Source organism: Sphingomonas sp. SRI_018 (genome assembly GCF_057586275.1).
This window is the reverse complement of record NZ_JBYCZO010000002.1, coordinates 592132-611640: the sequence shown is the minus strand read 5'-3', so window position 1 is coordinate 611640 and position 19509 is coordinate 592132. Positions and strand designations below refer to the sequence as shown.

19 protein-coding genes are annotated in these 19509 nt (G+C 68.7%); 10 read left to right on the top strand and 9 right to left on the bottom strand.

All coding sequences use genetic code 11. From position 1 onward, the window contains the following. Nucleotides 1–99 precede the first annotated feature (99 nt). From AC2YHA_RS14945 to AC2YHA_RS14935, 3 genes are read left to right on the top strand one after another with little or no spacing between them, the layout of a single operon-like run. Nucleotides 100–1701 (top strand): peptide MFS transporter, encoded by a 1602-nt coding sequence (locus AC2YHA_RS14945; protein ID WP_487402225.1) that lies wholly within the window; start codon nt 100–102, stop codon nt 1699–1701. 56 nt (nt 1702–1757) lie between these two features. Next, on the top strand, nt 1758–2462 hold the full coding sequence (locus AC2YHA_RS14940) for an NnrU family protein (protein WP_487402224.1): 705 nt from the start codon (nt 1758–1760) through the stop codon (nt 2460–2462). Then, nucleotides 2459–2866 carry a GFA family protein gene (locus AC2YHA_RS14935; RefSeq protein ID WP_487402223.1) on the top strand — a complete coding sequence of 136 codons (408 nt, stop codon included), beginning with the start codon at nt 2459–2461 and terminating at the stop codon, nt 2864–2866. The genes AC2YHA_RS14940 and AC2YHA_RS14935 overlap by 4 nt, the downstream gene beginning before the upstream one ends. A gap of 38 nt (nt 2867–2904) precedes the next feature. Here the strand turns inward: AC2YHA_RS14935 and AC2YHA_RS14930 are convergent, their stop codons facing one another. Further along, on the bottom strand, nt 2905–3852 hold the full coding sequence (locus AC2YHA_RS14930; protein WP_487402222.1) for an aspartyl protease family protein: 948 nt from the start codon (nt 3850–3852) through the stop codon (nt 2905–2907). 32 nt (nt 3853–3884) lie between these two features. Next, entirely contained in the window at nt 3885–5822 is a 1938-nt protein-coding gene (gene acs, locus AC2YHA_RS14925) for an acetate--CoA ligase (RefSeq protein WP_487402221.1), read from the bottom strand. A gap of 136 nt (nt 5823–5958) precedes the next feature. On the opposite strand from acs, the gene AC2YHA_RS14920 reads away from it, so the two are divergent. Genes AC2YHA_RS14920 through AC2YHA_RS14905 form a run of 4 tightly spaced genes read left to right on the top strand, consistent with a single transcriptional unit; the run spans nt 5959 to nt 10793 of the window. Beyond that, nucleotides 5959–7473 carry an efflux transporter outer membrane subunit gene (locus tag AC2YHA_RS14920; RefSeq protein WP_487402220.1) on the top strand — a complete coding sequence of 505 codons (1515 nt, stop codon included), beginning with the start codon at nt 5959–5961 and terminating at the stop codon, nt 7471–7473. Further along, nucleotides 7473–8870 (top strand): efflux RND transporter periplasmic adaptor subunit, encoded by a 1398-nt coding sequence (locus tag AC2YHA_RS14915; protein WP_487402219.1) that lies wholly within the window; start codon nt 7473–7475, stop codon nt 8868–8870. Before AC2YHA_RS14920 ends, AC2YHA_RS14915 begins: the two co-directional genes overlap by 1 nt. A 1-nt stretch (nt 8871) precedes the next feature. Continuing rightward, a complete protein-coding gene (locus AC2YHA_RS14910; RefSeq protein WP_487402325.1) occupies nt 8872–9588 on the top strand; it encodes an ABC transporter ATP-binding protein in 717 nt (238 codons plus the stop codon). Then, nucleotides 9585–10793 carry an ABC transporter permease gene (locus AC2YHA_RS14905; RefSeq protein ID WP_233784241.1) on the top strand — a complete coding sequence of 403 codons (1209 nt, stop codon included), beginning with the start codon at nt 9585–9587 and terminating at the stop codon, nt 10791–10793. Before AC2YHA_RS14910 ends, AC2YHA_RS14905 begins: the two co-directional genes overlap by 4 nt. Before the next feature lie 81 nt (nt 10794–10874). Here AC2YHA_RS14905 and AC2YHA_RS14900 read toward each other — a convergent pair whose 3' ends face one another. Together AC2YHA_RS14900 and AC2YHA_RS14895 are read right to left on the bottom strand one after the other, a co-directional pair. Next, on the bottom strand, nt 10875–11498 hold the full coding sequence (locus AC2YHA_RS14900; RefSeq protein ID WP_487402218.1) for a nucleotidyltransferase family protein: 624 nt from the start codon (nt 11496–11498) through the stop codon (nt 10875–10877). Further along, nucleotides 11485–12402: an XdhC family protein gene (locus tag AC2YHA_RS14895; protein ID WP_487402217.1), complete on the bottom strand. Its 918-nt coding sequence runs from the start codon at nt 12400–12402 to the stop codon at nt 11485–11487. The genes AC2YHA_RS14900 and AC2YHA_RS14895 overlap by 14 nt, the downstream gene beginning before the upstream one ends. Before the next feature lie 120 nt (nt 12403–12522). Here AC2YHA_RS14895 and AC2YHA_RS14890 point away from each other — a divergent pair, with 120 nt between their 5' ends. Both AC2YHA_RS14890 and AC2YHA_RS14885 read left to right on the top strand, forming a co-directional pair. Further along, nucleotides 12523–13566 (top strand): glycerophosphodiester phosphodiesterase, encoded by a 1044-nt coding sequence (locus AC2YHA_RS14890; protein ID WP_487402324.1) that lies wholly within the window; start codon nt 12523–12525, stop codon nt 13564–13566. Nucleotides 13567–13575: 9 nt separating this feature from the next. Then, entirely contained in the window at nt 13576–13872 is a 297-nt protein-coding gene (locus tag AC2YHA_RS14885) for a hypothetical protein (protein WP_487402216.1), read from the top strand. Nucleotides 13873–13963: 91 nt separating this feature from the next. Here AC2YHA_RS14885 and AC2YHA_RS14880 read toward each other — a convergent pair whose 3' ends face one another. Next, complete coding sequence (locus tag AC2YHA_RS14880) at nt 13964–14719, bottom strand: alpha/beta hydrolase (protein WP_487402215.1); 756 nt, start codon at nt 14717–14719, stop codon at nt 13964–13966. Further along, entirely contained in the window at nt 14695–15381 is a 687-nt protein-coding gene (locus tag AC2YHA_RS14875) for a TIGR02117 family protein (protein WP_487402214.1), read from the bottom strand. The genes AC2YHA_RS14880 and AC2YHA_RS14875 overlap by 25 nt, the downstream gene beginning before the upstream one ends. A gap of 24 nt (nt 15382–15405) precedes the next feature. Between AC2YHA_RS14875 and phhA the strand changes: the two genes are divergently transcribed. Next, nucleotides 15406–16281, top strand: coding sequence for a phenylalanine 4-monooxygenase (phhA, locus tag AC2YHA_RS14870; RefSeq protein ID WP_487402213.1), 876 nt, complete (start codon nt 15406–15408; stop codon nt 16279–16281). A 217-nt stretch (nt 16282–16498) separates the two neighbouring features. Here phhA and AC2YHA_RS14865 read toward each other — a convergent pair whose 3' ends face one another. The 3 genes from AC2YHA_RS14865 to AC2YHA_RS14855 are packed head-to-tail and all read right to left on the bottom strand — an operon-like array spanning nt 16499 to nt 19508. Continuing rightward, on the bottom strand, nt 16499–17404 hold the full coding sequence (locus AC2YHA_RS14865) for a 50S ribosomal protein L11 methyltransferase (protein WP_487402212.1): 906 nt from the start codon (nt 17402–17404) through the stop codon (nt 16499–16501). Then, entirely contained in the window at nt 17401–18099 is a 699-nt protein-coding gene (locus AC2YHA_RS14860) for an SDR family NAD(P)-dependent oxidoreductase (RefSeq protein WP_487402211.1), read from the bottom strand. Before AC2YHA_RS14860 ends, AC2YHA_RS14865 begins: the two co-directional genes overlap by 4 nt. Before the next feature lie 38 nt (nt 18100–18137). Next, nucleotides 18138–19508 carry a methyl-accepting chemotaxis protein gene (locus AC2YHA_RS14855; protein WP_487402210.1) on the bottom strand — a complete coding sequence of 457 codons (1371 nt, stop codon included), beginning with the start codon at nt 19506–19508 and terminating at the stop codon, nt 18138–18140. Nucleotide 19509: the final 1 nt, after the last annotated feature.

The following is a 19509-nucleotide window of genomic DNA, read 5'->3' as shown; positions in this document are numbered from 1 at the left end:
CCCCTCCACATCGCAACAATGTTTCACCGCGCCCGATTACGCGCTAATCTGATCGATCATCACTTGCCGTATCGACGGCCCTGGGGACCCTCGCATTCCATGATCACACCTTCCGTCTCGGGCGGCGTTCCGGCCGATGCCAAGACCTTCCTCGGCCATCCGCGCGGCCTCTACATGCTGTTCTTCGCCGAGATGTGGGAGCGTTTCTCCTACTACGGCATGCGCGCGATCCTGGTCTTCTACCTCACCAAGCATTTCCTGCTCGGCGACCAGCCGTCCTATGCGATCTACGGCGCCTATACCGCGCTCGTCTACATCACGCCCGTCATCGGCGGGATGATCGCCGACCAGTATCTCGGCGCGCGCAAGGCGGTGCTCGCCGGCGGCGCGTTCATCGCCTTCGGCCATCTGCTGATCGCGCTGGTCGAGGGGCCGCAGGGGATGCAGGGCGGCTATCTCGGCGGCTTCTACCTGGCGCTCGCGGCGATCATCGTCGGCACCGGCTTCCTCAAGGGCAACATCTCGGTGCTGGTGGGGCAGCTCTACGCGCGCGACGACGTGCGGCGCGATCCCGCCTTCTCGATCTTCTATATGGGGATCAACCTGGGCGGGTTCCTCGGCCCGATCGTCGTCGGCTATCTCGGCGAGCGCGTCAGCTGGTCGTGGGGGTTCGGCGCAGCCGGGATCGGCATGATCCTCGGCCTGGTCGTGTTCGTGCTGTTCCAGCGCGAGCTGCACGGCGCGGGCGAGCCGCCGTCGCGCGAGGCGCTCAAGGCGCCGGTCGTCCCCGGCCTGTCGCGTGAATGGGCGACCTATCTGGCGGCAGCACTCGGCGTGCTCGCGATCGGCTGGGTGATCCAGTATCAGAACGCAGTCGGCTGGGCGCTGGTCGCGTTCGCGCTCGTCACCTTCGTCTACGTCCTCTACCGCGCGGTCGCGACGCTGCCGCGGGTCGAGCGCAACCGCGTGTTCGCCGCGCTCTACCTGATCGCGCTGTGCCCCTTGTTCTGGGCCTTGTTCGAGCAGCAGGGATCGTCGCTCAACATCTTCACCGATCGCTCGGTCGACCGCGTCTATTTCGGCTGGGAGGTGCCGGCGTCGCTGTTCCAGTCGGTCAACTCGGTCTTCATCATCCTGTGCGCGCCGATGTTCGCGGGGCTATGGACCTGGCTCAACAAGCGCAACCTCGAGCCGACCGCGGCCTTCAAGTTCGGCATCGGCCTGATCCTGGTCGGCGTCGGCTTCTTCGCGGTCATCGTCGGCGCCGGCACCGGACGGGGCGGGCTGACCCCGGCGATGTACGTCATCCTGCTGTTCTTCTTCCACTCGGCGGCCGAGCTGTGCTTCTCGCCGGTCGGCCTGTCGTCGATGACGCGGCTGTCGATCCCGTCGATGACCGGGCTGATGATGGGCAGCTGGTTTCTGGCGATGGCCGCCGGCAATTTCCTCGCCGGGCTGATCGCGCAGGCGACCGGCGCCGAGGGCGCGGGGGTCGAGGGAATGCTCGACGTCTACGCCAAGATCGGCTGGTGGTCGATCGGCATCGGGGTGATCGCGCTCGGCGTGGCGCCCTTCATCACCCGGCTGATGCACCTCGACTCGCTCGGCGAGCCGCAGGTCGACCACGCCATGGCCGGCGAGAGCGAGCTGGCCGAGGGCGCGGCGACCGGGCCGGACGCCAGCCGCGGACTTAAGGCTTAGGGTGCACGCCGGGCGATGATGCGCTACTCTCTCCCCGAGCAAGGGGGAGGGCCGCCATGTCACCGCTCGGCTGGGTCGTCGTCGCCGCGATCGCGTTCGTCGGATCGCATTTCCTGCTGTCGCATCCGCTCCGCGCGCCGGTCACCCGGGCGCTGGGCGAGCGTGGTTTCTTCGGGCTCTACCTCGTCACCGCCTGGGCGACGCTGATCTGGCTCGGCTGGGCCTATGCGACCATGCCGCCCGAGACGCCGCTGTGGCCGGTCGGCGACGGGTTGTGGATTGTCGGCACCGTGCTCATGTACGTCGCGAGCGTGCTGCTGATCGGCTCTTTCGCGCGCAACCCGGCTTTCCCGACCCGGCCCGGCACCCCGCCGCCGACAGACGTGCCCGAGCCGCGCGGGGTGTTCAGCGTGACGCGCCACCCGATGATGTGGGCGTTCGCGCTGTGGGGCGTGACGCACATGCTGGTGATGCCTATCCCCTCGAACCTCGTGCTGGCGGGCGCGATCGCCGTGCTCGCGCTGGTCGGCGCGGCGCTGCAGGACCGGAAGAAGGAAGCGCAGCAGCCGGAACGCTGGCGCGCGTGGGAGGCGAAGACCAGCTATTGGCCCTTCGCCGCGATCGCCGCCGGGCGGACGAGGTTCACCCCGGCCGGCGTGGTGCCGGTGCTCGGCGGCCTCGCGCTGTGGCTCGCGGCGACCTGGGCGCACATTCCCCTCACCGGCTGGCCGGCGGGCGTGTGGAAGTGGATCGGCGGATGACGGAACGGATCACGGAAGGCGGCTGCCGCTGCGGCGCGGTCCGCTACCGGGCGGTCGGGGAGCCGCGCGCCACCTCGCACTGCCACTGCAGCGACTGCCGCCGGATGGCGGGCGCGCCGACGCTCGCCTGGGTGATCTTTCCCGAGGACAAGCTGGCGATCGTCGCGGGCGCGACCGCGATCCACGAGACTTCGCCCGGCGTCGAATGGGGCTTCTGCGCGCGGTGCGGCACGACGCTGACCTATCGCCGCGCCAATCGACCGGGCCTGTTCGACGTGACGACCGCGACCCTCGACGACCCCGAAGCCTTTCCGCCCGAGAAGGAGATCTGGACCGGCGAGCGGCTGTCGTGGGTCCGTTCGGACCCGGCGATCGCGCATTATCCGCGAACCAGCGCGGACTAGGATACGGAGAGTAGAGGATCGGCCGATCCGACCGCCCATCAATTGGTAACGGCCGACGACAGTCTCGGGACGAGCCAGAGCTTGCCCGCCTTGACGTCCATGACGAAGAAGAACCTGCCGAGCAGCCCCATGCCGAGCAAGCCGTCGCCGAACTCCGCGGGCCAGGGCTTGATGGTCGCCGGCACGTCCTTCTGCGCGACCGGTCCGATCCTGACCTCGGGCAATCGTGCCGAATCGACCATATGGAGCTGGCCCTCACCACCGGCGACAAGCTTCCCGGAGAGCTGCGCGTCCTTGATCCCGAGCCGCGCCCAGGCGGCCGGCGTAAGGGAGAGGCCGTCGCTGGCGCCCATATCCACAGTCAGCAACAGCGTCTGTCCGTTGACCGTTACCTCGATCTGCGGCCTGTCGCCCCGAAGCGCGACCATGGGGAAGGCTTCAGGCGGTTTCGCCGCTCCGCTCGGCGCCAGCTGGAAGGTACGGCGGCCGGGATCAACATTGACCGACAATTCCCTGAAATGCTCGGCGCCGAGAACATATTCGATCTTGCGGCCGACCAGCTTGGAGAGCGGCGCCAGATCGACGGCGGCGGCCGGGCCCTGGATCGTCAACTGCCCCGGGATCGCGACCGGCACGGACAATGCCAGCCTGGCGGGCAACTCCCCGGTCGCCGTCCTGATCATCTTGGTCTTGGTGCCGAATGCCAGTCCCGCCGCCTGCGCGAGACCGGCATCGATCAGGCTCGGACTGGCGCGATTGTCGAGCAGGGCCAGCACATCGCGGCCAGCGACGTTCGCCTTGAAGAGGATCAGGTTGCCCGCCGTTTCATATTGAACCGGCGCGCGCTTGTCCTTGGTGAGGAAGCGCAGTTGAACCGGATAGGTCTCCACCGGCTGCTGGTCGCCGGCCGAAGCGGGTTTCGAGACTTGAGGCGCGGCCTGGGGAGTTAGAACGAGAGCCGAAAGCAGCAGCATCCGCGACAGCATTCAATGGCTCCCCTTCCATCGTCACCGCATTTCTAGATCTTTCCCACCCGGTTCGCCACCAGATCGTCGACCACCGCCGGATCGGCGAGCGTGCTCGTGTCGCCGAGGTTCGACATGTCCCCTTCCGCGATCTTGCGCAGGATGCGGCGCATGATCTTGCCCGAGCGCGTCTTGGGCAGGCCCGGCGCGAACTGGAGCGCGTCCGGCGTCGCGATCGGGCCGATCTCGGTGCGGACCCATTTGACCAGCTCGGTGCGGAGCGCCTCGCTCGCCGTCTCGCCGGCGTTGAGCGTGACATAGGCATAGATGCCCTGCCCCTTCACGTCGTGCGGCATCCCGACCACCGCCGCCTCGGCGACCTTGGGGTGGAGCACCAGCGCGCTCTCGACCTCGGCGGTGCCCATGCGGTGGCCGGAGACGTTGATGACGTCGTCGACCCGGCCGGTGATCCACCAGTATCCGTCCTCGTCGCGGCGGCAGCCGTCGCCCGTGAAATATTTGCCGCGATAGGTGGTGAAATAGGTCTGGAAGAAGCGCGCATGATCGCCCCACACGGTGCGCATCTGCCCCGGCCAGCTGCGCGCGATCACCAGATTGCCCTCGGTCGCGCCCTCCAGCACCTTGCCTTCGGTATCCACCACCTGCGGCTCGATGCCGAGGAAGGGCATCGTCGCGCTGCCGGGCTTGAGGTCGGTCGCGCCGGGCAGCGGGGTGATCATGTGGCCGCCGGTCTCGGTCTGCCACCAGGTATCGACGATCGGGCAGCGGCCCTCGCCGACCACGTCGTAATACCAGCGCCATGCCTCGGGATTGATCGGCTCGCCGACGGTGCCGAGCAGCTTGAGGCTCTTGCGGCTGGTGCTGGCCACATGCTCGTCGCCCTCGCGCATCAGCGCGCGCAGCGCCGTCGGGGCGGTGTAGAGGATCTCGACCTGGTGGCGGTCGACCACCTGCCAGATGCGGCTGGCGTCAGGCCAGTTGGGCACGCCTTCGTACATCAGCGTGGTCGCGCCGTTGGCGAGCGGGCCGTAGAGGATGTAGCTGTGCCCGGTCACCCAGCCGATGTCGGCCGCGCACCAATAGACCTGCCCCGGCCGGTAATCGAACACCAGCTCATGGGTGAGGCTCGCCCACAGCAGATATCCTGCCGAGCTGTGCAGCACACCCTTGGGCTTCCCCGTCGATCCCGAGGTGTAGAGGATGAACAGCGGGTCCTCGGCGTCCATCGCCTCGGCCGGGCAGTCGGCGGAGACCCTGGCCGCCGCATCGTGATACCAGACGTCGCGCTCGCCCATCACGATGTCGCCGCCCGTCGCCTTGACCACGATCACGCGCTCGAGGCTCGGCGTGCGCGCCGCGGCCGCATCGACGTTCGCCTTGAGCGGCACGCGCTTGCCGCCGCGGCGGCCCTCGTCGGCGGTGACGACGATCTTCGAATCGCAATCCTGGATGCGGCCGGCGAGAGCGTCGGGCGAGAAGCCGCCGAACACTACCGAATGGATCGCCCCGATCCGTGCGCAGGCGAGCACCGCGAACGCCGCCTCGGGGATCATCGGCATGTAGATGGTGACGCGGTCGCCCTTCCTGACGCCCTCCGCCTTCAGCACGTTGGCGAAGCGGCACACCTCCTCGAACAGCTGGAGATAGGTGAAGCGCCTCGGCCCTTCGGCGGGATCGTCGGGCTCCCAGATCAGCGCCGTGTCGCCACCGCGGCTGGCGAGATGGCGGTCGAGGCAGTTGGCGGCGACGTTGAGCCGGCCGTCGGCGAACCAGCGGATGCCGAAGTCCGCCTCGGCGAAGCTCCACTCGCCCGCCTTGCTCGGCGGCACGACCCAGTCGAGCCGCTTGGCCTGCTCCAGCCAGAAGCCGTCGGGATCGGCGAGCGACGCCTCGTACATCGCCCGATACCGAGCCCCGTCGACCCGCGCATGACGCGCCCATTCCTCTGGAACCGGATAGACGTCGGCCATGCGCAATTCTCCTTCGCCGCGCCCTTTGCCCAACGGGCATGGGAGGGCGCAAGTCTGAACGAACATTTCCGATCGACGACAATTCGCGACATAAATCCGCTGGACGGCCGGGCCTTGTCCGGTCATCTCATCGCGCATGATGCCGCGTAGCCTGCTCGTCATCCTGACCGCCTCGGGCGCGCTCGCCGGCTGCGCCGTGGGACCGGACTATTACCCGAGGACCGCGGATCAGCTCGGCGTGCCGGATGCCTATTCGGTGCCGGCGGACAGCACCCGACGCGAGGACCTGACCCAATGGTGGACGCGCTTCGACGACCCGCTGCTCCAGCGGCTGGTCGCGAGCGCCGCCGCCACCAACCTCGACGTCGCGCAGGCGGTGACGCGGCTCCGCCAGGCGCGCGAATCGCTGGTACAGGCGCGCGCCGACCTGCTGCCCAGCGTCAGCGGGTCGGGCAATTATTCGCGCAACGTCAACATCCGCGGCGGCACCAGCACGATCACCCTGCCCGACGGCACCGTCACCAACATCTCGCGCAGCTCGAACGACAGCTTCTCGATCGGCGCCGACGCCTCCTATCAGGTCGACCTGTTCGGCGGCGTCCGCCGCGGCATCGAGAGCAGCCGCGCGCAATATCAGGCGACGGGCTACAACTATGCCTCGGTGCTGATCTCGACCCAGTCGGAGATCGCGCGCAACTACATGCTCGCGCGGCAGGCGCAGGCGAACCTCGTCAATGCCAAGGCATCGCTCGCGATCCAGAACGACAATCTGCAGATAGCGCAGTGGCGCGTGCAGGCGGGCCTCGTCTCCTCGCTCGACCAGGAGCAGGCGCGCTCGCAGCGGGCGCAGACCGCCGCCTCGATCCCGCCGATCGAGCAGAGCTACAATGCTGCGGTCTCGCGCCTCGCGGTCCTGACCGGCCAGGCGCCAGGCGCGCTCAAAGGCGAGATGGAGGCGGTGAGGCCGATCCCCGAGGGCCCGAAGACGGTCGGCGTCGGCATCCCGGCCGAGACGCTGCGCCAGCGTCCCGACGTGCTCGCCGCCGAGCGCAACCTCGCGTCCGCGACCGCCCAGATCGGCGTCGCCAAGGCGCAGCTCTACCCCGCGCTGCGCCTCACCGGCAGCATCGACACCAACGCCAACACACTGGGTTCGATCGGCGATATCATCACCGGCAGCGTGTTCGCCGGCCTCACCCAGCTCATCTTCGACGGCGGCCGCGTGCGCTCGCAGGTCAGGTCGAACGAGGCGGCGGCGGACGGCGCGCTGTTCGCCTACAAGGGCACCGTGCTGACCGCGCTGGAGGATGTCGAGAACGCGATCGTCGCGCTCAAGGCGGCCGAGACGCGCGAGCGCGAGTTCGCCGTTGCGCTGGATGCGGCGAACACCACCGCAATCCTCTCGCGCAGCCAGTATCAGGCCGGGCTCACCGACTTCACCACACTCAACCAGGCCGAGGCGTCGCTGCTCTCCGCGCGCAACGGACTGACCCAGGCGCAGAGCGACCGGGCGACCGCGCTCGTCCAGCTCTACGTGGCGCTCGGCGGTGGCTGGAACAGCGCCGCCGTCCCCGAAGCGCCGCCGGCCGGCGCGCCGCAGGGCGTCGTTTCCGAGGCCGCACTCCCTTCGCCACCGCTGCAGGATCGCTGATGGCTACCAACACCGCAGAGCTCAACGATTTCCTCGGCGCCAAGAAGGCACCTGCCTGGCGCCGCTGGGCGAAATGGGTGGCGATCGTCGTCGTCCTGCTGCTGCTCGCGCTGCTCGTCTCGCGCTGCGTGTTCGGTACCGCCGGCAAGCCCGAGTTCGAGACGCAGGCGGCGCGGCGGGGCAATCTCACCGTCACCGTCTCGGCGACCGGCAAGCTCGCGCCGACCAACCAGGTGACGGTGGGCTCGCAGCTGTCGGGCCTGGTCACCAAGGTGATGGTCGACGTCAACGACCGCGTCACCGCCGGCCAGCCGCTCGCGCTGATCGATCCCGAGCAGATCGACGACCAGATCCGTCAAGGCGAGGCGCAGATCGCCAACAACCGCGCGCAGGTCGGCGTCCAGCAGGCGACCGTCGCCGAGGCGCAGGCGCAGCTGCGCCGGATGGAGGAGGTGTCGCGCCTGTCGGGCGGCCGCGTACCGGCCAAGACCGAGATGGCGACCGCGCAGGCCAATTATCAGCGCGCAGTCGCTTCGCTCAAGGCGTCGCAGGCGTCGGTGGCGCAGGCCGAGGCGCAGCTCGCCCAGTCGCGCACCCAGCGCGCCCGTGCGGTGATCGTCTCGCCGGTGTCGGGCGTGGTGCTCGCGCGCCAGGTCGATCCGGGCCAGACCGTCGCCGCCTCGTTCAACACGCCGACGCTGTTCGTGATCGCCGAGGACCTCTCCAAGATGAAGCTGGAGGTCGCGATCGACGAGGCCGACGTCGGCCAGGTCCAGCTCGGCCAGAACGCCAAGTTCACCGTCGACGCCTTCCCGGGCAAGACCTTCCCGGCGGTGATCACCCGCGTCGACCTGGGATCGAACCTGACGGTCGCCAACGCGACGTCGTCATCGTCCTCTTCCACCAGCGGTACGTCGAGCACGCAAGGGCAGGTGGTATCCTATGCCGCGGACTTGACCGTCGGCAATCCGACACTCGAGCTCCGTCCTGGCATGACGGCAACCGCCGACATCGTCACCACGCAGAAGGGGAATGTCCTACTCGTCCCCAACGCCGCCCTCCGCTTCCGCCCCCAGACGGCGACAACCGCCCAGTCGGGCGGAGGCATCACCGGCGCGATCGGCATGCGGCCGCGCCGCATCGGCAACCGGGCGCAACGCGAGGTCACCACCGACCGCGGCGCGCAGCAGACGATCTACGTCAAGGACGAGCAGGGCAATCCCAAGCCGATCCAGATCACCACCGGCGACACCGACGGCACCGTCACCGAAGTGACCGGCGGCGACCTCAAGCCGGGCATGCAGGTGATCACCGGCCAGCTCTCCGGCAACAGCGACCGCGCCGCCACCAAGGGTCAGCGGCGCCAGCGCTCGGGCGGTCCGGGCGGCGGTGGCTGACGTGGCCGGTGATCCGATCATCTCGCTGCGCGGGGTCACCAAGACCTATGGCGAGGGGCCGACCGCCTTCCAGGCGCTGAAGGGCGTCGACCTCGACATCCAGGCCGGCGATTTCGTCGCGGTGATGGGCCCGTCGGGCTCCGGCAAGTCGACGACGATGAACATCCTCGGCTGCCTCGACGTGCCGACCGAAGGGACCTTCCTGTTCCGCGGCCATCATGTCGAGACGCTCGACCGCGACCAGCGCGCACTGCTGCGGCGGCGCTACCTCGGCTTCGTGTTCCAGGGCTTCAACCTGCTCTCGCGCACCAGCGCGCTCGAGAATGTCGAGCTGCCGCTGCTCTACCGCGGCGAGGACCGCAAGGCGCGTCACGACCAGGGCATGGCCGCGCTCGACAAGGTCGGCCTCGCCGAATGGTGGGACCATACCCCGGCCGAGCTCTCCGGCGGCCAGCAGCAGCGCGTCGCCATCGCCCGCGCGATCGTGACCGAACCCGCCGTGTTGCTCGCCGACGAGCCGACCGGCAATCTCGACAGCGAACGCTCGATCGAGATCATGGAGCTGTTGACCGACCTCAACAGGAACAGCGGCATCACCGTGCTCATGGTGACGCACGAGCCCGACATGGCGGCGTTCGCCCACACGGTCGTCCACTTCAAGGACGGGCTGGTCGAGCGGATCGAGGAGAACCACCGGCAGGGAGCGCCGGTGGCATGATCGGCACGACCTTCGTCCTCGCGATCCGGTCGATCCGGCGCCATATCCTGCGCTCGTTCCTCACCATCCTCGGCATCGTCATCGGCGTGGCGGCGGTGGTGACGATGGTGACGCTGGGCAAGGCGACCACCGCGGCGGTGCAGAAGCAGATCGCCGCGCTCGGCACCAACGTGCTCCAGATCCGCCCCGGTCAGGGCTTCGGCCGCGGCGGCGGCGGGCCGCGCCCGCCCGACTTCAAGCCCGAGGACGTCGAGGCGATCCAGCACCAGATCACCGGCGTCACCGCGGTCGCCCCGCAAGCGCAGTCGACCGGCACCGCGATCTACGAGGGCTCCAACTGGTCGACCACAATCAACGGCACCACCAACGCCTATTTCCAGGTCCAGCCCTGGCCGACGCAGCAGGGCCGCACCTTCACCCCGATGGAGGAAGCGGCGGGCAAGGCCGCGTGCATCATCGGCAGCACAGTCTACACCAATCTCTACCGCGGCGGCCGCGCGGTGGGCACGCGAATGCGGATCGGCGGCATCTCGTGCGACGTGATCGGCGTGCTCTCGACCCGCGGCCAGCAGGGCTTCGGCGGCGACCAGGACGATGTCGTCATCATGCCGATCAAGGCGGTGCAGCGCCGCTTCACCGGCACCCGCGACATCCGGCTGATCCTGGTCGGCGTCGACGACGATTATTCGACCGCCACCGTCCAGGCATCGATCGAGGACCTCCTGCGCGAGCGGCGCAACATCACCGCGGGCAAGGACGACGACTTCAACATCTTCGATACCAAGCAGATCAGCGACGCGCTCACTCAATCGACAACCATGCTCACCGGCATCGTCGCGGCGGTGGCGGCGATCAGCCTGGTGGTCGGCGGCATCGGCATCATGAACATCATGCTGGTGTCGGTGACCGAGCGCACGCGCGAGATCGGCATTCGCCTGGCGATCGGCGCGGTGGCCAGCGAGGTGCTGATGCAGTTCCTGGTCGAATCGATCGTGCTGTCGATGCTGGGCGGCCTGGTCGGACTAGTGCTCGGGCAGATTGCGGTGATCGTGATCTCGCCGCTGATCCAGGTCGACTATCTGTTCGATCCGCAGATCAACTTCGTCGCCTTCGCCATCTCGGCGCTGATCGGCGTGGTGTTCGGCTATTTCCCCGCACAGCGCGCAGCGGCGCTGAACCCGATCGACGCGCTGCGGCACGAATAAAGTCCGTCATCCCGGCGAAAGCCGGGATCTCATGCCGCATCGCGCCTTCGCTGGAGATCCCGGCTTCCGCCGGGATGACGGTTATCTCTCGGAGCGGTCGTGCCCCTCCCCGTCGTCGCCGAGGCCGTAGAGCCTGCGCAGCCGCTGCAGGTCCTCGACCGTGTCGATGTCGACCAGCTCGGCCTCGGAGGTGATGACGTGATGGGCGCCGGCGATGATCTTACGCGCGCCCTGGTCGCCTTCCAGCTTCATCAGTTCGTCGAAGTGGTTACGCCCGAACAGCGCCGGCGGACGCGGGGCAACGCCGTCGCTGGAAGCGAGCACCGCATCCGGCCCGCTGGCATAGTCGAGCAGACGGTAGATGTGCGCGGCCGTGACGCGCGGCATGTCGGCAAGCGCGATCATCACCGCCTCCGCACCGGCCTTCTGCGCCGCGTCGATACCGAAATGCAGCGAGCGTGCCATGCCGCGCTCGGGCTCGGGATTGGTCACCACCTCATAGCCGCACGCGGCGAAATCGACGACGGTGCCGGATACCACCGCGATCCGGCGCTTGAACGGCACCGCCTCCAGCGCGACGACGACGTGGAGCGCAAGCGGCTTGTCGAGGAATTCCTCAGCGAGCTTGTCGCGGCTGGCACCGTCGAAGCGGAGCGAGCGGCCGGCGGCGAGCAGGACGAGGGCGGTGTCTTCAGCTCGGATCATGGAAGGCCCTCACCATGGCGGCAGCGATCGAAAGCGCGATCTCGGCCGGGCCGACCGCGCCGATGTCGAGCCCGACCGGCCCGTCGATCCGGGCGAGATCGGCCTCTCCAACGCCGGCGGCGGCCAATCGTTCGCGCCGCGCGGCGTGGCTTTTGCGCGATCCCAGCGCACCGACATAGCCGGTCGGCGCCGACAATGCGGCGATGAGGGCGGGATCGTCGATCTTGGTGTCGTGGCTGAGCGTCACCACCGCCGTCGCCGGATCGGGGGCATAGGCGACGATCGCCTCGTCCGGCCAGCGATCGTCGAGCGTCACGCCGGGAAAGCGCTCTTCAGTGAGGAAGCGGGCGCGGGGATCGATTACGGTGGTCTTCACCCCCAGCTCTCGCGCCATGCCGGCGAGCGCCTGCGCGATCTGAACCGCGCCGACGATCAGCAGCCGGCGCGGCGGATCGTAACGGTTGACGAATCCCGCCTCTAACGGGCGGAGGCTGCTTTGTCCGCTGCCGAGGTCGGTGTTGACGCTGAGCGCCCGCCCCTCGGCGCGTGCCTCGTCGATGCGGTCGAACAGCTCCGGATCGAATCCCTCCGCCGACACCGGCTGCACCAGCACGGCGATCTCGCCGCCGCATGGCAGCCCCACCTCCCAGGCCGCGGCATCGGCGACGCCATAGGTCTTGAGCACCGCCGGCGAGCCCGCGATCACCTCGGCGGCGGTGGTGAGGATGTCGGTCTCGACGCAGCCGCCCGACACCGATCCCTCGAACCGTCCGTCCTGGTGGACGATCATATGCGAGCCCCTCGGCCGCGGCGCCGAGCCCCAGGTCGACACCACCGTGGCCAGCGCCATCGGCGCCCCCTTCCATGCGCGTGCGGCGGCAAGGACGGAATCGTTATCGGCCATGGTTCGTGCGGCTTTCGGGGCGCAGCGTCATACGCGTGACTTCTCGGCGGTGGAATGCATCGGCCTCGCCCCGGCGGACATGCCGCGGTAACGCTTGGAGATGGGTTGGTTTCCCCGATGATGACGCGCTTGTTCCGCCTCGGCAACATCCTCCTGCTGGCGCTGCTCGCCGCGCCGGTGCAGGCTGGCGCGATGGACAGCTCCAAGACGATCGTCATCGCCCATCGCGGCGCCAGCGGCCTCAGGCCCGAGCACACGCTCGCCGCCTACGAGCTCGCGATCGAGCAGGGCGCCGACTTCATCGAGCCCGATCTGGTGCCGACCAAGGACGACGTGCTGGTCGCGCGGCATGAGAACAACATCACCGACACGACCGACGTCGCCGCCCATCCCGAGTTCGCCGACCGCAAGGCGACCAAGACCATCGACGGCGTGACGATGACCGGCTGGTTCACCGAGGATTTCACGCTCTCCGAGCTCAAGACGCTGCGCGCCAAGGAACGGCTGCCGCAGCTCCGTCCCGACAATGCGAAGTATGACGGCCGGTTCGAGATCCCGACCTTCGCCGAGGTGATCGCGCTGGCGAAGCGGCACAACGTCGGCGTCTATCCGGAGACCAAGCACCCGACCTATTTCGCCGCGATCGGCCACCCAACCGACGGCCTGCTGCTCGCCGAGCTCAAGAAGGCCGATTGGGACCGCGCCGACGCGCCGGTGTTCATCCAGTCGTTCGAGGTCGAGAACCTGAAGCGCCTCCACACCCAGACCAAGGTACGCCTGATCCAGCTCATGGATGCGGAGGGCGGCCCGGCCGACGGCGCCGAGCCGAGCTATGCTGCGATGGCGATGCCTGAGGGACTGAAGGCGGTCGCCGCTTATGCCTATGGCATCGGCCCCAACAGGGACATGGTGGTGAAAGGCGACGGTCCGCCGTCCAGCCTGGTCGCCGATGCACACGCCGCGGGACTCAAGGTCCATCCCTGGACCTTCCGGGCCGAGAATTTCTTCCTGCCGCCCCTGTTCCGTGCCGGCCCCGATCCGCGCACGCACGGCCGCATCCAGGGCGACATCGCCCGCCAGCTCGCGCTGGGCATCGATGGCTTTTTCACCGATTTTCCGCTAGATGGCGTCGAGGCCCGCGATCATTTCATCGTCGGCCATTGAGGATGTTCCATGCGTAAGTTCGTGCTTCTCCTGCCGCTCGCCGGCCTCGTGACCGGCGGCTGCGTCGCCAAGGCGGCGTGGGACGTCGCCACGCTGCCGGTGAAGGCGGGCAGCCAGGCCGTCGACTGGTCGACCACCAGCCAGGAGGAGGCCGACCGCAACTACGGCCGCAAGATGCGCAAGCAGGAGGCGGAAGAGGGCAAACAGCGCAAGCAGTGGGAAAAGCACTGCAAGAAGAATCCCGACGATCCGCAGTGCGCGCAATATGGCGGCTATCGCGCGGGTGATCCTGCAACCCAGAATTGATCCTAAAACCCCTCTCCCTTTGGGAGAGGGAGGGGCCCATCGCGTCAGCGATGGGAGGGTGAGGGCGACACCTCACTAGCCGCGGTCCCCCTCACCCTCCCGCGCCTTCGGCACTCCTTCCCTCTCCCAAAGGGAGAGGGACAGTGGCGCCAAGCACCTGCGCGATGATCACCAACACGTCAGGGTTGAGCTGCACGCCGACATGGCTGCTCACCACCTCGATCGCCTTTTCCCCTTCGATCCGGCAGGCGCGTCCGTTCACCAGACCGTCCGAGGCGCTCCAGATCGCGGTGGCCGGCACCGGCAACGGCCGCGCGATCTCCTCACGCAGCGCGGCGACGCGGGGGTCGTCGATACGCTCGCCGGTCAGCCATTCGAAGGCACGCCACACATTGGTCGCGCGCGGATCGCCGGCGAAGGGCGAGCTCACCGTGATCACCTCGCGCACCAGATCGGGCCGGCGATGCGCCGCCAGCCGTGCCATGATCCCGCCGAGGCTCACCCCGATCAGCGTCACCGGCGCGCCCGCCTCCGCCGCCACCGCCGCGATCCGCGCGAACAGCCGCTCGCCCTCCACGCCGATCGTCCGCGCGCCGAGATTGCGCCCTAGCGTCCAGGGAAAAGCTCGATAGCCGAGCCGATTGAGATAGCCGCGCAACGCGAAGTTCGACCGGTCCGAGTTGAACAGCCCCGGCAGCACCAGCACCGGCCGGCCGTCGCCCCGCGGCACCTCCCGCAGCCGCCGCCTGGCTCCGGCAAGTCGCGCCGCATTGATCGCGCCGCGCGGCCATTCGCTGATCCACAGCCGGGCGGGCGGCGGCTTCAGCTTGAGGGCGCGGGCAGCCATGTCATCACCGTTACGGGAAAGGGCGTCCATGCGCCAATCCTGACCCCCGCTGCACGCAGCGCCTCGCCGGTCCAGCTGTTGCAGGTGCGAATCGCGCTGTAGCGGCCGCGCGCGGTGTAGAAGGCGTCATAGGCACCATAACCGAAGCGGCGGCCCGCCTGTTCCGCGAAGCTCGCCCGGATGAAAGCGGCAAGGCGGCGATATTCCTCGGGCCTCAGCACGATCGAGCGCACGCCGGGCCCGACGCGCGGTTCGGGAATCGCGTCGACGTGGATCACGGTGGTGTCGCTGCCGATCGCGCTGCGCAGGACGAGACGTGGGCTCACGTCCCACCAGGTCGGCGTGTTGAGATAGAAATCGCGATCGCCCCAGCCGAAGCTCCGCCAGCCGTAGCCGGCGTAGCGCGGCTCGCGGAAATGTTCCGGCCGCACGAGATCACCCCAATCCACTCCCTCTGCCGACACGGGCACGACGATGCCGGTGTGCACGCCATTGTCCTCGACGTAGATGCGCACGCCCTGTTCCGGCGGATGCCAGCCGCGGTTCGCCGGGATGCTGCCGCCGATCAGTCCGGCCGTGGCATAGGCGAGGATCGCCAGCGCGATCGCCGCCGCCCCCCGGCCGAGCCATGTCGCGATCCGTCGCCCACCACTTCGTTTCATCTGCAACTATGCTATGCTCGCGCTATGGCCGAAGACACCCATGTACTCGATTCCCCGCCCGAAGGCGCTGCCGCCGATTGGACGATCCCGCAGGATTGGCAGCACTATACCGCGGAGGAGCACGCCACCTGGGACACGCTGTTCGCCCGCCAGGCGAAGCTGCTCCCCGGCCGCGCATCGGAGGCGTATCTGCGCGGGCTGCATGCGCTCAAGCTTTCCGACGGCGGCATCCCCAATTTCGAGGAGCTGTCGGAACGGCTGACGAAGCTCACGGGGTGGCAGGTGGTGGCGGTGCCGGGACTGGTGCCCGACGACGTGTTCTTCGACCATATGGCCAATCGCCGCTTCGTCGCGGGCAATTTCATCCGCCGTCCCGACCAGCTCGACTATCTCCAGGAGCCGGACGTCTTCCACGACGTGTTCGGCCATGTGCCGATGCTCGCCGATCCGGTGTTCGCCGACTATCTCGCCGCCTATGGCCGCGGCGGCCTGCGCGCGCTGGAGCTGGGCGCGCTCAAGCAGCTCGCCCGCCTCTACTGGTACACGGTCGAGTTCGGCCTGATCGCCGAGCCTGACGGGCTGCGCATCTACGGCTCCGGCATCGTCTCCAGCTATGCCGAATCGCAGTTCGCGCTCGACGATCCCAGCCCCAACCGGATCATGTTCGATCTGCGGCGCGTAATGCGCACCGAATACCGTATCGATGACTTCCAGCAGAATTATTTCGTCGTGCCCAGCTTCGACGAGCTGCTGCGCGTGACGGTCGAGACCGACTTCGCCCCGCTGTATGCGGAGATCCTGCCGCTCCCCGACATCCCGGTCGGCGAGATCATCGCGGGCGACGAGGTGATCACGCACGGCACCCAAACCTATGCACGGGAGCGAGCGGCTCAGGCGTGAGGCTTATTTTTTGTTCACGCGGAGACGCGGAGGACGCGGAGGTGTCTCGCCTGTGGCCCCGTCTCGCGTCAGCGAGACCTTTCAACCTGTAGCGAGCGATAAGCATGAAGGCTGCTGGCGCGGCTGAGATGGCGGCAGGCGACGCACTCTCCGCGTCCTCCGCGTCTCCGCGTGAACAAATTCTTCCTTCTTCTTCGCGCCTTCGCGTGAACCAATATCAGCGCCGCCGCTTGCGAAGACGCAGGATCGTCCAGTCCCCTCGCTCGATCCGCCCCGCCACCCGACAGCCATGCCGCCGATAGGCGCGCGCGACCGCATCGGCTTGGCTGGTGAGCAACCCCGCCAACACGATCTGCCCGCCCGGCGCCGTCAGCGCAGCGAAGTCGGCCGACATGGCGATCAGCGGCCCCGCCAGGATATTGGCGATCACCAGATCGTAGGGCGCCCGCGCCAGCACCAACGGATCGGCGGCGCCATCGGCCACGGTCAGCGCCAGTTCGCCCGGATGCAGGCCGAGGGGCACGCCATTCACCCCCGCATTCTCGACGGTGACGTCGATCGCCACCGGATCGATGTCGGTCGCGGTGGCATAGGCGCGCGGCCACAGATGCATCGCGGCGAAGGCCAGCAAGCCGGTCCCAGTGCCGAGATCGATCAGATTGCGCACCACCGCGCCCTGCGCCCTGATCGCCTCCAGCATCATCAGGCAGCCCGAGGTGGTCTCATGCGTCCCGGTGCCGAAGGCGAGCCCCGCCTCGATCCGGAACGCCTTGGCGCCCATCGGCACCTCGCCCTTGTTGGTGCCGGTATGGACATAGAAGCGCCGCGTCGCGACCGGCTCGATGCCGGCCTGGCTCAGCGTCACCCAGTCCTCCTCCGCCAGCTTCTCGACCACCGGCTCGGCATCGCCCGCACTCGGCACCAGCGCGCGGAGGCTGGCGATCGCCGCCTTGCCGGGCTTCGCTTCGAAATAGGCATCGAGCTGCCACGCGTTCGGATCGTCGACCACGCGCTCGCTGGTCATCAGCACTGGCACCGGCTCGATCGCGGCGAGCGCATCGCCGATCTCGATCGCCTCCGCCTCGGCGCGGGTGCAGGGGAGAGTCAGCTTCCAGCTCGTCATCGCACGTAACTCGCGCCGTTGATGTCGATCACCGCGCCGGTCATCGACGGCGGCGCCTCCAGCGCCAGGAAGCGCGCCGCCTCCGCCACCTCGGCCGGTTCGGCGACCCGGCCCAGCGGGATGTCGGCGAGCAGCTTGTCGCCGCCGCGGCTCGCCAGATAATCGTCCGCCATGCCGGTCATGGTGAAGCCCGGGCAGATCGCGAAGGCAAGGATGCCCTCGCGGGCATAGCCGCGCGCGATCGTCTTGGTCATCGCGACCATGCCGGCCTTGGACGCGGCATAGTGCCAGTGCGCCGGCGAATCGCCGCGATAGGCGGCGCGGCTGGCGATGTTGACGATGCGGCCGCCCGTGCCTCGCTCCTGCCAGTGGCGCACCGCAAGGCGGCAGAGTTCGGCGGCGGCGGTGAGGTTGATGCGCATTGTCCTCTCCCAGGACGCGGTCCAGGCGTCGTGGACTTGGTCGAGGGGATTGTCCTCGAACACGCCGGCGTTGTTGACGAGGACGTCGATGCGGCCGTCCAGTCTGTCGAGAGCCTTTGTCCACAAGTCCAACGGCGCGGCGGGGTCGGCGAAGTCGGCGCGGATACCGCTCGCGGTGCCATGTCCGACGCAGCGCACGCCCGGCCGGTCGAGCGCGGCGGCGATCGCCGCGCCGATGCCGCGGCTCGATCCGGTGAGAAGCACATGAGTCATCCGCCCCGGATAGGGCGGCAGCGCCGTGCTGGGAAGCGTCAGGCGGCGGCCGAGGACGAGAAGTCGTCGGCCGCCTGCTTGAGAGCGGCGAGCCGGTCGTCGACCGCCCCGAACTCGCGGCCGAGCCGATCGATCTCGGAGGCGACGGCTTCGGTATCGGCACGGATGGCGGCGATAGTGGCGGACATCGAATCGGCCGCCAGCGCGGTCTCGTCCACCGCCGCGGTGATCGCCGTCACCGTCGTCGCCTGCGCCTCCATCGCTCCGCGGATGCGCTCCGCCGAGGTCTGCACCTCGTCCACCGTCATCCGGATCGATGCATTGGTCTCCACCGTCGAGCGCGTCGCCGACTGGATCGCCGCGATCTTCGCCGCGATGTCGTCCGTCGCCCGCGCCGTCTGGTTGGCCAGGCTCTTCACCTCCTGCGCCACCACCGCGAAGCCGCGCCCCGCGTCGCCGGCCCGCGCCGCCTCGATCGTCGCATTCAGCGCCAGCAGGTTCGTCTGACCCGCGATGTCGCGGATCAGCCCCAGGATCGATTCGATCGACTTGGCGTGGTCACTCAGCGTCCCGCTCATCTCCACCGCCTGGCTCGCCTGCGCCGACGCCCGCGTCGCGATCTCGGCCGCCGCCTCGACCTCCATCCGCGCGTCCTCGATCGCCCGGATCAAGCCGGCCGCCGTCTGCGCCGCCTCCCGCATCGCCAGCGCCGACTGCTCCGCCGCCGCCGCAACCTCGCTCGTCTTCCCCAGCATCCCCCGCGCGGAGGCGCCGGTCTGGCCGGCCTGGACACGGATGTCGTTGCCAAGCGCGCTGGTGCCGGCGATCGATTCGGCGATACTCGCCTTGAACTCGCGCGAGCGGGCCCTGCGCTCCTTGTGGGCCTGACGGGCATCGCGCTCGCCGAGATGCGAGGCGAGCAGCTCGGCCTCGATCAGCGCGAGCCGCTGGATCACGTCGGCGATCCGCGCCAGCCGCACCGGATCGCCCTCGACCCTCGCCTCGACCGCGGCCAGCGTCCGGCTGTGTGCGAAGGACAGGGCGGCGAGCAGCGCCGGCAGCGGCACGCCGGCGCGATGTGACTGGGCGGCGTGCTTCTCCGCGAGCACGCGCCATTCCTCGGCGAAGGGCTGGCCGTATTTGGCCTGGGTGTAATGGGCGCTGAGCGCGACCTGCTCGGCCAGCGCCTCGGGCGTGTAGCGGTCGCGGATCGACGCGGTCGCCGCGAGCGAGAGATAATGATCCCAGAAGGCGTGCGCGACCGCCTCGAACTGATCGCCCGCCAGCGCGACGATTTCCGCGCAGGCCGGCGCGATGGCGCCGTCCCAGTCATAGTCGCCGACGCGCTCGGCGAGGCTGCGCTCGCCGCCGCTCCAGCGGCCGAGGTCAGCGCGAAGCCGCTCCGCCATA

What these genes read in the sequence shown, in the direction of transcription:
- AC2YHA_RS14855 (WP_487402210.1), bottom strand. Translation starts at nt 19,508, where the DNA reads ATGGCGGAGCGGCTTCGCGCTGACCTCGGCCGCTGGAGCGGCGGCGAG.
- AC2YHA_RS14920 (WP_487402220.1), top strand. Translation starts at nt 5,959, where the DNA reads ATGATGCCGCGTAGCCTGCTCGTCATCCTGACCGCCTCGGGCGCGCTC.
- AC2YHA_RS14905 (WP_233784241.1), top strand. Translation starts at nt 9,585, where the DNA reads ATGATCGGCACGACCTTCGTCCTCGCGATCCGGTCGATCCGGCGCCAT.
- AC2YHA_RS14945 (WP_487402225.1), top strand. Translation starts at nt 100, where the DNA reads ATGATCACACCTTCCGTCTCGGGCGGCGTTCCGGCCGATGCCAAGACC.
- phhA (WP_487402213.1), top strand. Translation starts at nt 15,406, where the DNA reads ATGGCCGAAGACACCCATGTACTCGATTCCCCGCCCGAAGGCGCTGCC.
- AC2YHA_RS14865 (WP_487402212.1), bottom strand. Translation starts at nt 17,404, where the DNA reads ATGACGAGCTGGAAGCTGACTCTCCCCTGCACCCGCGCCGAGGCGGAG.
- AC2YHA_RS14935 (WP_487402223.1), top strand. Translation starts at nt 2,459, where the DNA reads ATGACGGAACGGATCACGGAAGGCGGCTGCCGCTGCGGCGCGGTCCGC.
- AC2YHA_RS14940 (WP_487402224.1), top strand. Translation starts at nt 1,758, where the DNA reads ATGTCACCGCTCGGCTGGGTCGTCGTCGCCGCGATCGCGTTCGTCGGA.
- AC2YHA_RS14875 (WP_487402214.1), bottom strand. Translation starts at nt 15,381, where the DNA reads ATGAAACGAAGTGGTGGGCGACGGATCGCGACATGGCTCGGCCGGGGG.
- acs (WP_487402221.1), bottom strand. Translation starts at nt 5,822, where the DNA reads ATGGCCGACGTCTATCCGGTTCCAGAGGAATGGGCGCGTCATGCGCGG.
- AC2YHA_RS14915 (WP_487402219.1), top strand. Translation starts at nt 7,473, where the DNA reads ATGGCTACCAACACCGCAGAGCTCAACGATTTCCTCGGCGCCAAGAAG.
- AC2YHA_RS14895 (WP_487402217.1), bottom strand. Translation starts at nt 12,402, where the DNA reads ATGGCCGATAACGATTCCGTCCTTGCCGCCGCACGCGCATGGAAGGGG.
- AC2YHA_RS14860 (WP_487402211.1), bottom strand. Translation starts at nt 18,099, where the DNA reads ATGACTCATGTGCTTCTCACCGGATCGAGCCGCGGCATCGGCGCGGCG.
- AC2YHA_RS14880 (WP_487402215.1), bottom strand. Translation starts at nt 14,719, where the DNA reads ATGGCTGCCCGCGCCCTCAAGCTGAAGCCGCCGCCCGCCCGGCTGTGG.
- AC2YHA_RS14900 (WP_487402218.1), bottom strand. Translation starts at nt 11,498, where the DNA reads ATGATCCGAGCTGAAGACACCGCCCTCGTCCTGCTCGCCGCCGGCCGC.
- AC2YHA_RS14890 (WP_487402324.1), top strand. Translation starts at nt 12,523, where the DNA reads ATGACGCGCTTGTTCCGCCTCGGCAACATCCTCCTGCTGGCGCTGCTC.
- AC2YHA_RS14930 (WP_487402222.1), bottom strand. Translation starts at nt 3,852, where the DNA reads ATGCTGTCGCGGATGCTGCTGCTTTCGGCTCTCGTTCTAACTCCCCAG.
- AC2YHA_RS14885 (WP_487402216.1), top strand. Translation starts at nt 13,576, where the DNA reads ATGCGTAAGTTCGTGCTTCTCCTGCCGCTCGCCGGCCTCGTGACCGGC.